The 15,733-nt window shown below is 41.0% G+C and carries 12 protein-coding genes; 7 read left to right on the forward strand and 5 right to left on the reverse strand.

Annotation, left to right across the window (positions count from 1 at the left end):
* Window positions 1-66 precede the first annotated feature (66 nt).
* Window positions 67-1,353: a 3-phosphoshikimate 1-carboxyvinyltransferase gene (gene aroA, locus C9J47_RS22805; protein ID WP_107255555.1), complete on the reverse strand. Its 1,287-nt coding sequence runs from the start codon at window positions 1,351-1,353 to the stop codon at window positions 67-69.
* A 179-nt stretch (window positions 1,354-1,532) separates the two neighbouring features.
* Between aroA and C9J47_RS22810 the strand changes: the two genes are divergently transcribed.
* A complete protein-coding gene (locus tag C9J47_RS22810; protein ID WP_107255556.1) occupies window positions 1,533-1,961 on the forward strand; it encodes a nucleotide triphosphate diphosphatase NUDT15 in 429 nt (142 codons plus the stop codon).
* A gap of 96 nt (window positions 1,962-2,057) precedes the next feature.
* Here C9J47_RS22810 and C9J47_RS22815 read toward each other — a convergent pair whose 3' ends face one another.
* The 3 genes from C9J47_RS22815 to gyrA all read right to left on the reverse strand — a co-directional run bounded on the left by C9J47_RS22815 (window position 2,058) and on the right by gyrA (window position 7,943).
* Window positions 2,058-3,317 carry a DUF5666 domain-containing protein gene (locus C9J47_RS22815; RefSeq protein ID WP_107255557.1) on the reverse strand — a complete coding sequence of 420 codons (1,260 nt, stop codon included), beginning with the start codon at window positions 3,315-3,317 and terminating at the stop codon, window positions 2,058-2,060.
* A gap of 336 nt (window positions 3,318-3,653) precedes the next feature.
* On the reverse strand, window positions 3,654-4,736 hold the full coding sequence (serC, locus tag C9J47_RS22820) for a 3-phosphoserine/phosphohydroxythreonine transaminase (RefSeq protein WP_107255558.1): 1,083 nt from the start codon (window positions 4,734-4,736) through the stop codon (window positions 3,654-3,656).
* Between the two features lie 528 nt (window positions 4,737-5,264).
* A complete protein-coding gene (gyrA, locus tag C9J47_RS22825; RefSeq protein ID WP_107255559.1) occupies window positions 5,265-7,943 on the reverse strand; it encodes a DNA topoisomerase (ATP-hydrolyzing) subunit A in 2,679 nt (892 codons plus the stop codon).
* 319 nt (window positions 7,944-8,262) lie between these two features.
* Between gyrA and C9J47_RS22830 the strand changes: the two genes are divergently transcribed.
* From C9J47_RS22830 to yfaE, 6 genes are all read left to right on the forward strand, one after another.
* Window positions 8,263-8,520: a hypothetical protein gene (locus C9J47_RS22830; RefSeq protein ID WP_107255560.1), complete on the forward strand. Its 258-nt coding sequence runs from the start codon at window positions 8,263-8,265 to the stop codon at window positions 8,518-8,520.
* 200 nt (window positions 8,521-8,720) lie between these two features.
* Window positions 8,721-9,428, forward strand: a complete 708-nt coding sequence (gene ubiG, locus C9J47_RS22835; RefSeq protein ID WP_107255561.1) for a bifunctional 2-polyprenyl-6-hydroxyphenol methylase/3-demethylubiquinol 3-O-methyltransferase UbiG — start codon at window positions 8,721-8,723, stop codon at window positions 9,426-9,428.
* 218 nt (window positions 9,429-9,646) lie between these two features.
* The gene (locus tag C9J47_RS22840; protein WP_107255562.1) at window positions 9,647-10,324 is read left to right on the forward strand and encodes an HAD family hydrolase; all 678 of its coding nucleotides are present in this window, start codon (window positions 9,647-9,649) and stop codon (window positions 10,322-10,324) included.
* Between the two features lie 377 nt (window positions 10,325-10,701).
* Complete coding sequence (gene nrdA, locus C9J47_RS22845; RefSeq protein WP_107255563.1) at window positions 10,702-12,963, forward strand: class 1a ribonucleoside-diphosphate reductase subunit alpha; 2,262 nt, start codon at window positions 10,702-10,704, stop codon at window positions 12,961-12,963.
* Between the two features lie 50 nt (window positions 12,964-13,013).
* A complete protein-coding gene (gene nrdB / locus C9J47_RS22850; RefSeq protein WP_107255564.1) occupies window positions 13,014-14,147 on the forward strand; it encodes a class Ia ribonucleoside-diphosphate reductase subunit beta in 1,134 nt (377 codons plus the stop codon).
* Window positions 14,144-14,431 carry a class I ribonucleotide reductase maintenance protein YfaE gene (gene yfaE, locus C9J47_RS22855; RefSeq protein ID WP_107255565.1) on the forward strand — a complete coding sequence of 96 codons (288 nt, stop codon included), beginning with the start codon at window positions 14,144-14,146 and terminating at the stop codon, window positions 14,429-14,431. The genes nrdB and yfaE overlap by 4 nt, the downstream gene beginning before the upstream one ends.
* A 157-nt stretch (window positions 14,432-14,588) precedes the next feature.
* On the opposite strand, the gene C9J47_RS22860 is transcribed toward yfaE, so the two are convergent.
* Window positions 14,589-15,443 (reverse strand): META domain-containing protein, encoded by an 855-nt coding sequence (locus tag C9J47_RS22860; RefSeq protein ID WP_107255566.1) that lies wholly within the window; start codon window positions 15,441-15,443, stop codon window positions 14,589-14,591.
* Between the last annotated feature and the right edge of the window lie 290 nt (window positions 15,444-15,733).

Genomic DNA, 15,733 nt, shown 5'->3' on the forward strand with positions numbered 1-15,733 from the left:
GCCCACGCAACATTACTAGAGCGAGTAATGTTGCGTGGGCTTTACACTAAACTGAATTTAAATACTTTAAGCAGACTGACTTAATCCTGCCAACTTATCGAAATAATCAGGGAAAGTTTTAGATGTACATTTAGGGTCATTAATCGTAACGGGTGTATCGCTCAATGCGACTAATGAAAAACACATTGCCATACGGTGATCGTCATAGGTATCAATCGTTGCATGCTGTAACTGTGTTGGCGGTACAATGGTAATATAGTCATCACCTTCTTCAACCTCTGCGCCAACTTTACGTAACTCTGTCGCCATCGCCGCTAAACGATCCGTTTCTTTTACGCGCCAGTTATACACATTGCGGATAGACGTTGTGCCTTCTGCAAATAATGCTGCAACAGCAATCGTCATCGCAGCATCAGGAATATGGTTGAAATCCATATCGACGGCTTTCAATTCGCCACGACGAGCAATCACATAATTATCGCCCCATTCAATCTCAGCCCCCATCATTTCAAGTGCATGTGCAAATTGAACATCGCCTTGAATGCTCTTTTTACCAATGCCTGTCACTTTTACTTCACCGCCTTTAATCGCAGCGGCAGCTAAAAAATAAGAAGCAGATGACGCATCCCCTTCCACTAAGAAGTCACCAGCACTTTGGTATGTCTGCCCAGCAGGGATAAAGAACTCTTGATAATCACGATTTTCTACCGTAACACCAAATTGCGCCATAATATGCAGCGTAATATCAATATAGGGCTTAGAAACAAGATCGCCTTTGATGCGAATAACCGTGTCTTGTGTCGCCATTGGTGCTGCCATCAAGAAAGCAGTCAAAAATTGGCTTGAAATCGAACCGTCAATTTCAACTTCGCCACCATTAAGGCCAGTGCCTTTAATAGCTAGCGGTGGGTAATTTTCATTTTCTAGATAAGTAACGTCTGCGCCTGCGGTACGGAGTGCATCGACTAGGTGCCCTATCGGGCGCTCTTTCATTCGAGGTTCGCCAGTTAATACAAAGTTACCCTGACTAAGACAAAGTGCCGCAGCTAACGGGCGCATTGCTGTACCTGCATTACCGAGGTATAGCTCTAAAGCTTGTGACGCATTGAATGCAGAACCAAGACCTTCAACTTCACAGACCGTTTTATCTGCTGATAATTGATAATTTACCCCTAGCTGCTTTAGTGCATTCAGCATATGGCGAATATCATCACTGTCTAAAAGGTTAGTAAGACGAGTCGTACCCTGCGCTAACGCTGCCAATAATAGTGCACGGTTAGAAACACTTTTCGAACCCGGTAGATTCACTTCCCCATTGATCTGGCTTATCGGCTGTAACGTTAAACTTTCCATCTGTTATTCTTCAATCCTGTATTTTGGGCGTTTCTGCAGATTAGCGAATAATGCATCAGTTCGCTAGTACCATTTACCTATTCCTTCTTTATATAGCTTTTGGTCTAACCAGAAGGTACTCTAAACTTCGTCGTATCGCTTGTTTAAACGCGAAATTACCATTAAATAAGGAATCAAGTGTGAGTTCTGAAACACCTAAAGTCGGCATTGGTATTATTGTTGTTAATGACAAGGGTGAAATTCTGATTGGTAAACGTAAAAATAGCCACGCCCCTTACTATTCCATTCCTGGTGGTCATATGGAGATTGGTGAAACATTCACTCAGTGTGCTGCTCGTGAAATGGAAGAAGAAACAGGGATTATTATTCGTAACCCTGAAGTCATCGCTATAACGAATAACCTCGTGACGTTTCAGGAATCCGGTAAACACTACATAAGCGTTGCACTACTTGTGACTGATTTCACTGGCAACGCCGAGCTCAAAGAGCCTGATAAATGCGAAGGCTGGCTGTGGATTAATCCAAAAGAAGTCCCTAACCCTCAATTTGATGCAAGTGAACAATCCATTCAGTGTTATTTAAACAATACGTTTTGCGTAAATGATTAATGCTATTCATTTGTACCTAATAACCGAATACCACCGATATATAGAAAAAGCGCCTTAGCGCTTTTTCTAATGAACCAGTAGAAATATAATCTCAATTTAATCAGGATCTAAACGACAAAATGATAAGTTATTAGAGGCATCACGCTGACACTCTATTTCAACCCATTGTCCATTAAATATACCTAATGAGCCATCAGATGACGAATAGCCCCAAATCGTATTTCCTGAGACCTTACCTTCTAGGCTTATCTCGTTGTCTTTATCTTCTCTTTCGATCTCTTTTAAAACGAACTGCCCATTAACGTCTCGCCCATCTAGTTCAACCCACTGTCCAGCTAAGGTGTTTATCGTTAAACCATCATCAAACACCGTATTTGGCCCAATAGGAAAATCAATACCGTTAATACTCACGACTGAGTTGCCATATGAGGCTTCACCTTCGACGTTAAACTCTCGCCCTTGAATGCCAGTATCATCATCAAAATCCACTTCAATCGCGACTAATTTTCCATTAACCACTTTTAAATCAACATTGACTTTAAAACCAGCCATTAGCATTGATTGGTTACCATCGTCATACCGTGTCGATTCATCAACCATTATGGTTGTTCGCTGATTAAGTTCAAAAACAGTTTGAGTTGAATTAACCCATGAAATAATGCCTTCTACATCAGTGTCATCAAAATCTGACGCCGATTCCGCATCTACCTTAGATGCGATTATCAGCCCATTTTGATATTGGCCATCGACCTCGACCCACAAACCATTTTGGATAACTTGAATATCATCTAAAATGGCATTCGAGTAATCAACAAGCACGTTGCCAATCATAAAGGTGAAAGCATTTACATCTAATTGAGATATCGACCCTTCTATCTCAGAAAAGGATAAAGCTGATATTTCATTAATCGATGTGACTTTCCAGCTTGAGTCTGCATGTACTTGAGCTGAAATTAACACCCAATCCCCCACCGTTATATCAGAATTTAGTTCCGCGTAAGTAAACTCCATATTATTAACAGTGATCTTATCATTAAGGATTGCTGACACTTGACCGGTATATTCAGGGTCTAATTCAATATTATTTGCAACATCATCACGTAAATCAGCACTGATGTGGGTACCTTTTGTAATAATTTCGAACGGATAAGTTTGAGATTGATATTTAACGTTAGCATTGTCTGCATCGACTGTTAAATTGCTAACTGAAATGCTTTTATCACTATAAGAAATATCATCAACATATCCATTTAATGTCTTTGTCGTGACTTGTGAACTATCTGAGCTAGAATCAGAATCACCGCCACAGCCCACTAAAGCCACGCTAATTAGAGTGACCAATGTCAATCGTTCCATAACCATACCACCTGAGAATACTGTTCTTTTTATAAACAATGTTATTCAAGTAAAAATACAAACAGGAATATACATTTCGACTTAATTGAAACCTGAAGAGTATAGATAAGCTTACAGATAGCTATGTAAAGACTCTGTCTGATTATTAATAATAAGACAGCGGTAAAAAAGGATAATAGAGACCTTGTAGGGTCAGTGGCGGTGGTAGCGCAACCTATAATGCAGATTGCAGTGTGATTATCATTCAACGTATTAGTGAATGATTGGTAAAAAAGCTAAATTCAGACAAAAACCGTCTTTCGACGGCTTTTTCATTAACGCTATCATCAATTGCGATTAAGCATTCTCTTGCTCAAACTCGCGCATGAAATCGACGAGCGCTTGCACACCTTCAATCGGCATTGCGTTATAGATTGAAGCTCGCATACCGCCAACCACACGGTGTCCTTTTAGCGCCTTCAAACCTGCTGCATCAGCCAGTTCTAAAAACTTAGCATCTAATTCAGGGTTCTTAAGCTGAAAAGGTGCATTCATAAAAGAACGGTTATCTACGTGAACATCGTTCTTATAAAAATCAGAACTATCAATGAAGTTATATAATAATTCAGCTTTCGCATCGTTACGTTGCTTCATGGCTTCCAAACCACCGAGCTCTTTCAGCCACTTAAATACTTCACCCGCTAAATACCAAGCAAATGTCGGAGGTGTATTAAACATCGATTCTTTATCGACTAAGACGGTGTAATCAAAAATGCTCGGAATTTCTTGCTTGGCTTTACCAAGAAGATCATCACGAACAATAACAATCGTTAAGCCAGCTGGACCAATATTCTTCTGTGCACCCGCATAAATAACACCATACTTTGAAACATCGATAGGACGAGAAAGAATCGTTGATGATAAATCGGCAACAATCGGCTTATCCGTTTCAGGCAAATCGCGAATTTCGATTCCATCAATGGTTTCATTCGGGCAAAAATGCACAAAGGCAGCATCATCTGAAAATGACCACTCATTGGCAGGTAAAATGGCTTTTTTACCTTCGCGTTCACACGTAATATCAACCGCATTAGGCGAACAGTACTTCTTAGCTTCAGCAATAGCGCTGTGTGCCCAATAGCCACCGTCCATATAATCAGCAGTATTAGCATCACCCAATAGGTTCATAGGAACGGCTGCGAATTGTCCACGCGCTCCGCCATGACAAAAAAGTACGTGGTAATTGGAAGGAATCGCTAAAAGATCACGAAGATCTTTTTCAGACTGTTCTGCAACCGCTAGAAACTCTTTACTGCGATGGCTAATTTCCATCACAGACGTACCTAAACCATTCCAGTTAACGAGTTCTTCCTGAACTTTTTTTAAAACTTCCGCTGGGATCATCGCTGGGCCAGCGCAAAAGTTATAGACTTTTTCCATGATGAAAAACGTGCTCCTGCTATGCAATTGGAAATATTCACTTTTTACCTATCACTAAAAACGCTAGAAAGACGCTGTGACAAGGATCGACTTATACCCAAACCACTTCAAGATGCATGATTCAGAGCTTCCTCTGGGAATTCAATTCAAGCGAAATGTATGTAGGAATGGCATCCCATTTCAAGCACATTTTGCGCGGAAGTGAGTTTCCAGAGGAGCTCCCAAAGGGCGAGTTTCAGTGGCTTTTATACTGCGTTAGCCACACTCCAAATAGAACCACTATTCGCTCATATGGCTGTCTTGCCTAAAAGCCACTGAATTCTCGCTGAACACTGCACCTTGAAGTGGTTTGGGTATATCATTTTTTACACCTTTATTTCAATTCTGAAAAGCCCTAAGCATAACTATTTAGAGAAAAAAAGATAACTCAGTAATATTTGGTCATATCAGCCATTAATTGGCGCTTTTCAGGCATAAAAAAACGCAACCCTTAGGCTGCGTTTTTATTAACGTATCAAGCTAACAAGATTACTCTTCGTCAGTTGATTCGCCTTGCTCTGAATCTGCTTCTGGCTGTTGTGCTGCATCAGTATCGACAACTTGTTCGCCGTCAACTGCAATTTCACCATCTACGATAGCGTCTTCTTCCAGTTCAACAACTTCTAGTTCGTCAATACGCTGTAGTCCAACAACAAGTTCTTCTTCAGCAGTACGGATCAATGTAACACCTTGAGTGTTACGACCGACACGGCTTACTTCAGCAACACGCGTACGTACTAATGTACCGCCGTTGGTGATCATCATGAACTCATCGCCATCTTCAGCTTGAACTGCACCAACAACGCTACCATTACGATCAGAAACCTTAATTGATACAACACCTTGTGTTGCACGGCTCTTCGCTGGGTATTCTGTAAGTGCTGTACGCTTACCGTAACCATTTTCAGTTACTGTTAGTACATCACCTTCGTTGTGTGGAACAATCAGTGATACAACTTTATCACCTTCAGCAAGCTTCATACCACGGACACCCGCAGCAGTTCGGCCCATTCCGCGAACACCACCTTTACCATTCTCATCGGCGCTTTCGTAGAAGCGAACAACTTTACCGAATTTAGAGAACAGCATGATGTCATCGGTGCTGTTAGTAATATCAACACCAATCAATGAATCGCCTTCACGTAGATTCACAGCAATGATACCAGCGCTACGAGGGCGGCTGAAATCAGTCAATGGTGTCTTCTTCACAGTACCATCTGCGGTAGCCATAAATACATACTTATCTGCTTCGTACTCACGTACAGGCAGAATAGCAGTAATACGTTCATCTTCTTCCAATGGAAGAATATTCACGATTGGCTTACCACGAGCAGTACGGCTTGCTAATGGTAACTGGTAAACTTTCAGCCAGTACATACGACCACGGCTTGAGAAGCACAAAATAGTATCATGTGTATTAGCCACTAGCAGACGCTCGATGAAATCTTCATCTTTCATGCGTGTTGCTATCTTACCTTTACCACCACGACGCTGAGCTTCGTAATCACTCAAAATCTGATACTTAACGTAACCTTCGTGAGATAAAGTCACGACAACATCTTCTTGAGTAATCAGATCTTCAAGATCGATGTCATGGCTTGCTGCTGTAATTTCAGTACGACGTTCATCGTTAAACTGTTCTTTAACAGCATAAAGCTCATCACGAATCACTTCCATTAGACGCTCAGGGCTACCTAAAATAAGAAGTAGTTCTTCGATAACATCAAGAAGGCCTTTGTATTCTTCAAGAATCTTCTCGTGCTCAAGACCTGTTAAACGGTGTAAACGTAGCTCAAGAATTGCTTGTGCTTGTGGTTCAGTTAAGAAGTACTGACCACCGTGAATACCAAATTGTGGCTCTAACCACTCAGGTCGTGCAGCGTCAACACCAGCACGTTCAAGCATTGCCGCAACATCACCTAGCTGCCACGGACGAGCTAATAGCTCTTCACGTGCAACTTGTGGTGTTGGTGCGCTTTTAATTAATTCAATGATTTCATCGATATTAACCAAAGCAATTGCAAGACCTTCAAGAAGGTGTGCACGTTCACGTGCTTTACGCAATTCGTAGATAGTACGACGAGTCACAACTTCACGGCGGTGATTAACGAAGCACTTCAACATTTCTTTAAGGCTGAACAACTTAGGCTGGCCATGGTCAAGTGCAACCATATTAATACCAAATGTTGTTTGCAGCTGAGTTTGCGAGTAAAGGTTATTCAGAATAACTTCACCTACCGCATCACGCTTACATTCAACAACGATACGCATGCCATCTTTATCAGACTCATCACGTAGTGCGCTAATGCCTTCAACTTTCTTATCTTTAACTAGCTCTGCAATCTTTTCGATTAAGCGTGCTTTGTTAACCTGATACGGAATCTCTGTGACAATAATGGTTTCTCGACCATTCTTCTCTACTTCGATACTCGCTTTGGCACGCATGTAAACTTTGCCGCGACCAGTATGATAAGCATCAATGATACCTTTACGGCCGTTGATCAAGGCTGCAGTTGGGAAATCCGGTCCAGGAATGTAATCCATTAGCTGTTCGACAGTGATATCTTCATTATCGATAAATGCTAAACAACCGTTAATCACTTCACCTAGGTTATGAGGCGGTATGTTTGTTGCCATACCCACCGCGATACCCGATGAACCGTTAACTAAAAGGTTTGGAACCCTAGTTGGCATAACCGCTGGAATGAATTCTGTACCATCATAGTTAGGTACATAATCAACGGTTTCCTTGTCAAGATCGGCCAACAATTCGTGGGCGATTTTTGACATACGGATTTCGGTGTAACGCATTGCCGCCGCTGAATCACCATCGACAGAACCAAAGTTACCTTGGCCGTCAACAAGCATGTAGCGTAGCGAGAATGGTTGCGCCATACGTACGATAGTATCGTATACAGCACTATCACCATGCGGGTGATATTTACCGATTACGTCACCAACCACACGGGCAGATTTTTTGTAAGCTTTATTCCAGTCATTGCCTAGCACATTCATCGCGAATAATACGCGACGGTGCACTGGCTTTAGGCCATCACGCACATCCGGAAGAGCACGACCCACGATAACTGACATCGCGTAGTCGAGATACGAGCTTTTCAGCTCATCTTCAATGTTAACGGGCGTGATCTCTTTTGCAAGATCGCTCATTGAGCCAATATCCCTCAGGTAATTTCTGTCGTATTTTTAGTACGTGCAAGGTGCGAGAATATAGCATAATTCACACTTAATAGGCACACATTTCACGACGTATGTTGTGAGTAATTTAGCGTATTTAGAAAAAATCAGAAACAATGAGAGTAACATCTGAATGTATTTTCTTTTGAATGATTAATTATCAACCAACCCTATCACTTTCTTATTACGTCTACTGCTACTCTTGATTAAGTTGTAAGCAATTGTAAAAAAACAACCCACCCCGCTTTTAATACACATTCATAGCCAAGCTGACACCACACTGAATAGAAAAGTGATCGTTATCAATTTTCATAAACCAGTACCGAGTAGTATCACTGTTGTACTAAGTGAAACAACACGCACATTAAGCAAAACCGTCATTGGCTTAAAAAGTGAGGTCGTTATGTTAGGCACAGCAATCAATACCATCGGACTTTGTATCATTGGTGGAAAATACATTCTTATACTTATTTTGGCAGCACTAACCCTTTCTTCTGGCTCTATCAGCCCTGAATTTCTAACATTCAGTATCACTGGTACATCTGAATAACTTAACGCCAAGAAGTAATAAAAATATATTTGATAAAGATCATATTAAGCAGTGATACCGTCATTTTCACTGCTTTTAGTCCCTATTTCCCTATTCTTTTTCACTTTCCATACTCTGCTCATTCAGTGCTATCAATTCATGGTTTATACCCAAGTCATAGTTTATAATCCGCCTATCAATTAAGGAAAATGGCGATAAGAATGACCAAACAGTTAAATGTCGATCCGGCAGAAATCAGTAAATTTGAAGATATGGCGTCACGTTGGTGGGATTTAGAGGGTGAATTTAAACCTTTGCATCAAATCAACCCCCTTCGCCTTAACTATGTGATTGACCACGCTGGCGGGCTGTTTGGTAAAAAAATTCTTGATGTGGGTTGTGGTGGCGGCATTCTTGCTGAAAGCATGGCAAATGAAGGCGCAGATGTTACTGGCCTTGATATGGGTAAAGAACCTTTAACGGTTGCACGCCTTCACGCATTAGAAACTGGTGCAAAATTAGACTACGTGCTACGTACAGCTGAAGAACAAGCAGAGTTGCACCCAGAAACGTACGACATTGTTACTTGTATGGAAATGCTTGAACACGTTCCCGATCCTGCATCGGTTATTGCGGCATGCGCCAAAATGGTGAAACCTAACGGGCATGTTTTCTTCTCTACCTTAAACCGTAATGCTAAATCGTATTTATTTGCGATTGTCGGCGCTGAACAATTATTGAAACTGGTGCCAAAGGGTACTCACGACCACAAGAAATTCATTCGCCCTTCTGAACTTATCGCAATGATTGATCAAACGCCTTTGCAAGATCGTCATATCACAGGTTTACATTATAACCCGCTGACTGATAACTACTGGCTAGGCAAGAGTGTTGAGGTGAATTACATCGTTCACACCGTGAAACCATAAGTTACAAAAGCGTAAGTTATAAAAAATTGAAAAAGGGCGCTGAAGCGTCCTTTATTGTATCTACTTACAATATCTTACTCTGGTAATACTCCCTGCATCACAAATCTCTTTTCAGTTTTAGCTGCTCAATAAGAGTATAAGTCGTTCTTCTTATTAAAATGGCAACTTGGGTATATGCTTTCTATAACCTCTAAACTTTTGCTATAGGGATATAGAAAATGTCGAAGACGATAAAAGCCGTTTTATTTGACCTTGATGGTACATTATTAGACACCGCACCCGATATGGCCGATGCCGCTAACCGAGTGCTAGCCGATCACGGACATGGCCCACTCAATAGCCAACAAATAAAAGCAAACACGAGCTATGGCGCCAAAGGATTATTAAGTGCTGGTTTTGGTGAGATCCCGCAGCATTTAGATATGGTTCATTTACGCCAAGCTTTTCTAGATTATTATGAAGAAAAAATTTGTGTTGGTACTTCAATTTATGATGGCATAAAACCATTACTCGCCTATCTAGAACAACACAATATACCTTGGGGCATAATGACGAATAAGCCAGGATTTTTAACTGACTTGCTGTTACCTTTCTTTCCTGAACTCATGAAAGCGCAGGTTGTGGTTTGTGGAGATACCCTTGAAGTAGCTAAACCCCATCCTGAGCCTCTACTTTATGCCAGTGAATTACTTAATGTCGATAATCTTGCTTGTGCCTATATCGGCGATATTGAAAAAGATATGATCGCAGCACAAGCCGCAAAAATGCACGCCTATGTCGCTGGCTGGGGATATATAGGGACAGAGCACTCCCCGTGCCAATGGAATGCACACGATATTCTCAATTCCCCCTATTCTTTGATCGCCACACTAGAAAATCAAAAACAGCTCAATTGAATCATTTATTAACCAAGATTTTGACGTTAAGCACCCTGTATTAAAACGACTAAAGATCAAGGTAAATATATTTTAATTTCATAAAAAAACTCATGATAATTTGTTGCAATTTTCTTTAATACTAACCCGCCTACCAGCATCGTGTTAGTGGGCACTAACTAAAAATTTCAATCCCCACGTTATCCACAGCTGGTTAAAAAATACCATCTTGCAAAAACGTCAAATCATCACTATCTTGTAACCCATCAAGCTCAGCACCCCAATATGTAGTGTTTTTGACCAATAAGAAAAATATAGCGAAGGTCACATTCTTTGCTAATCTTAAATCAAAATTTGCAAAACACTGCTGTGGAAGGATTTCGGGAAATCAAACTACAATGAATCAACAGCTAACAGTAACCAAGCGTGATGGTCGTAAAGAAACTATCGAACTGGATAAAATTCACCGTGTTATTGATTGGGCAGCAGAAGGCCTAACCAATGTATCGGTATCTCAAGTAGAACTTAAGTCTCATATCCAATTCTACGATGGTATAAAAACCGCCGACATCCACGAAACCATCATCAAAGCAGCAGCTGATCTGATTTCAGAAGAGTCTCCAGATTACCAATATCTTGCAGCACGTCTTGCAATATTTAACCTACGTAAAAAAGCGTATGGTCAATTCGAGCCACCAACACTTTTTGCTCATGTTACTAACCTTGTAAATAAAGGTAAGTACGACAGCCATTTGCTTGAAGACTATACCGCTGAAGAATTTGCCACGATGGATACTTTTATCGATCACTGGCGTGATATGAACTTCTCTTATGCTGCAGTAAAACAGCTAGAAGGTAAGTATCTGGTACAAAACCGTGTTTCAGGCGAAATTTTTGAAAGTGCACAGTTTTTGTACATCCTAATTGCTGCTTGTCTTTTCGGTAAATATCCAAAAGAAACACGCCTTAGCTACATTAAGCGTTTCTATGATGCCGCATCGACATTTAAGATCTCATTACCAACACCGATCATGTCAGGTGTTCGTACACCGACTCGTCAATTCAGTTCATGTGTATTGATTGAATGTGACGATAGCCTAGACTCAATCAACGCAACAGCAAGCTCAATTGTACGTTATGTTTCTCAGCGTGCAGGTATTGGCATCAATGCTGGCCGTATTCGAGCTCTTGGCTCTGAAATTCGTGATGGTGAAGCTTTCCACACTGGTTGTATCCCATTCTATAAATACTTCCAAACAGCGGTTAAATGCTGTTCTCAGGGCGGTGTTCGTGGTGGTGCTGCTACCTTGTTCTACCCTATTTGGCACCGTGAAGTCGAGTCACTACTGGTACTGAAGAACAACCGTGGCGTTGAAGAAAACCGTGTTCGTCACATGGATTACGGCGTTCAACTCAATAAACTGATGTACACACGCCTAATTAAAGGTCAAAGCATTAGCTTGTTCTCGCCATCTGATGTTCCAGGTTTATACGACGCTTTCTTTGCTGATCAAGATGAATTTGAACGCCTTTACGTAAAATACGAACAAGATGCAAGCATCAAGAAAGAGTCAATTAAAGCCATCGAGCTATTCTCTCTTCTTATGCAAGAGCGTGCCTCTACTGGTCGTATCTATATTCAAAACGTCGACCATTGTAATACGCACAGCCCATTTGATCCGGCGGTTGCACCGATTCGTCAATCTAACCTTTGCCTTGAGATTGCACTGCCAACCAAGCCACTGAATAACGTTGAAGATGAAAACGGTGAAATTGCCCTTTGTACACTGTCTGCCTTTAACTTAGGTGCAATTGATACACTGGATGATTTGGAAGAGCTTGCAGATTTAACGGTTCGTGCACTTGATGCACTGCTTGATTATCAAGATTACCCACTACCTGCAGCACGTCGTTCAACAATGAACCGTCGTACTCTGGGGGTTGGTGTTATCAACTATGCATACTACCTTGCAAAACATGGCGTACGTTACTCTGATGGCAGTGCAAACAATGTTACTCACCAAGCATTTGAAGCGATTCAATACTACTTATTGAAAGCATCTGTTGGCTTGGCAAAAGAACAAGGTGCATGTCCTGCATTTAATGAAACAACGTATGCGCAAGGTATTCTTCCTATTGATACCTATAAAAAGGCTATCGATGATGTATGTAGTGAAGAACTTCATTACGACTGGGAAACCTTACGTGAAGAAATTAAAACGCACGGCTTACGTAACTCAACATTGTCTGCATTAATGCCATCAGAGACATCGTCTCAGATTTCAAATGCAACAAATGGTATTGAGCCGCCACGTGGTTTTGTTTCAGTAAAAGCCTCTAAAGATGGCATTCTGAAACAAGTGGTTCCAGAGTACAGCAAATATAAAGATAACTACGAACTACTGTGGAATATCGGTAGCAATGACGGTTACTTACAGCTTGTTGGTATTATGCAGAAATTTATCGACCAATCGATTTCAGCTAACACTAACTACGATCCAAGCAAACAGGAAAATGGCAAAGTGCCAATGAAGCTCTTGCTAAAAGACCTGCTTAACGCGTATAAACTGGGCGTGAAGACACTTTACTATCACAACACCCGTGATGGTGCGTCTGACGCCCAAGACGATGCAGAAGACTGTGTAAGCTGTAAAATTTAAGTATTTACATTGAATGGGAGCTACGGCTCCCCTTTAATATTGAGGAAATGATGGCGTATAGCACTTTTTGTCAAATTAATAACGATCAGATGAAAGAACCGATGTTCTTTGGTCAATCTGTTAACGTTGCTCGTTATGACCAACAAAAATTCGAAATTTTCGAAAAACTCATCGAAAAGCAACTTAGTTTTTTCTGGCGTCCAGAAGAAGTTGATGTATCTGGTGATCGCATTGATTACAACAACTTACCAGAGCATGAAAAGCATATTTTCATCAGTAATTTGAAATATCAGACACTGCTTGACTCGATTCAAGGCCGTAGTCCAAACGTTGCTCTTCTGCCTATAGTGTCGATACCAGAATTAGAAACATGGATTGAAACGTGGTCTTTTTCTGAAACAATTCACTCTCGATCTTACACGCATATTATCCGTAATATCGTAAATGATCCTGCGATTGTCTTTGATGATATCGTTGAAAATGACTATATCATCAAACGTGCTGGTGATATTTCTAAGTACTATGACGACCTAATTGCAGCAACTAGCGATTATCACCGTTTAGGCGAAGGTAAGCATACCGTTAATGGTGAAACCATCACTGTTAACCTGCGTGACATTAAAAAGAAATTATACGTTTGTATGATGTCTGTTAATGCACTTGAGGCTATCCGTTTCTACGTAAGCTTTGCATGTTCATTTGCATTTGCCGAACGTGAATTAATGGAAGGTAATGCAAAAATCATCAAGCTCATTGCTCGTGATGAAGCACTGCATTTAACGGGTACTCAACATATTCTGAACCTTCTTCGTGGTCGACACGATGATCCTGAAATGGCTGATATTGCGCAAGAATGCCAGCAAGAATGTTTTGAAATTTTCAAAGAAGCCGCAGAGCAAGAAAAAGAATGGGCTGAATACCTATTCAAAGATGGTTCGATGATTGGTCTTAACAAAGAAATTCTTTGTCAGTACGTTGAATACATCACAAACCTACGCATGAAAGCGGTAGGTCTTGATCAGGCTTATCCTGGTGCTAATCAGAACCCGATTCCATGGATTAACTCATGGTTATCTTCTGATAATGTACAGGTTGCTCCACAAGAAGCTGAAATCAGTTCTTACCTTGTTGGTCAAATTGACAACGATGTAAGTGCAGACGATCTTGGTGACTTCGAGCTATGAGCCAACTAACCATTAAGGTTAACGGTCAAGAGGTTCACGGCAATAGCCGTGAATCTTTGCTTACCCAATTAGAAAATGCCGGTATTCAACCTGAGTATCAATGCCGTAACGGCATGTGTGGTGCGTGTCGCTGTAAATTAAAGTCAGGGGCAGTTGACCAACAAGATGCAATGGCTTTTGTCGGTTCAAACGAGATTCTTGCTTGTCGTTCAACACCTAAAGCCAATGTCGATATCGAATTTGATTACCAATTAACATACATAGCAACCAAAAAAGCAATGTAACTCTACTCATTCACACCACCAGCATTACCAAAACGCTATAAGCTCCCTCTATATAAAAAATCTGACAACCTCACGGTTATCATAACCGTGTTGCTATCAGATTCTTCAGTACACATCATGCAATGAAGATTTCCCTCCACTGCATTATTATCTGTATTTAGTTCATGTAACGAGACTCGAACGTGGCAACCACTTCACCTTGGTTATTTTTCACCGTCAGTGCTTCACCTTGCACGCTATAGCTAGCAAATTGCCCCATTGCACTCAAGAATGCTTGCTCTTGATCCATACCGTCCATACACATCTTCCGTGTTGCCGCAACAGGACCCATGGTTAGTTTACCTTGGTCTATTTCAAAACCACCTTTAAACGAATTACATCCCGAGAAGCCATGCGCTGCATTACCATCAGATGCAAACTGGATAAACACTTCTTTTTCTGCTGCACCCAATTTGGCATCTTGACCATCCAACTGCATTAACTTCCAGTAGGTATCAGTGAAAGCGGCATTATGTGCGCTGTCTGTTGTTTTGGTATGTGCGACACGATCCAATTTAATTTCAATCGGTAAGCTAGCCCCTTCAGCAAAAGGATCAATACTGGTGGTAGATGTCATTACCAACTGATCTTGTACTTTGATCGTGGCACGTAAACTGTAACGGTGTTTATCTGCAATTTTCGTTGCATCGTAATCCAATACCATTGCGTAAGGAGGTGCAGATGCAGGCTCCATTGATTGGCTAACAATCAACTCTGATGGTGCATCAGCTTTTGATACATCTTCAAGTGTCACTTCTAGCACAGCCTCTGGCGGTAGCATACGACGATCAAGGTAAATAACATTAACATCTAATGATTTCATTTCAGCCTTTGCCACTTCAGTCGCTGGCGCTTCAACAAGACTATCTGATGATACCTGCGTTGACTCTGTTGTATCGTTACACGCTTGTAGCATCAACGCTGATACTACCACTGACGTTGCAAGAGCAATTTTTTTCATTTTGAATGTCATAAGGTCTTTCCTTCATCATTAATCGGCTGGGTACTTTTATCGGACAAGCATCGTGGAGCAACAATAGATACAACCAACCTCCACAATCAACACTATAGTGTGAGACCCTGTAAATATTTACTTTGTACCAATTAAACACTGTTTACAATGCCTGTGATGAAATACTCATAATTTGACAAAAGTATGACAAACGTTTCAGTTTTATTTTATATTTTAAGCTAATTAAAACATTTCCTTCTACATTTCAAATCTGGAAAATAATATTCCCCTTCATTTATTAAAAGAAAATG

The sequence above is a fragment of the Photobacterium indicum genome, assembly GCF_003026215.1.
In the GTDB taxonomy this organism is placed as follows: Bacteria; Pseudomonadota; Gammaproteobacteria; order Enterobacterales; family Vibrionaceae; genus Photobacterium; species Photobacterium indicum.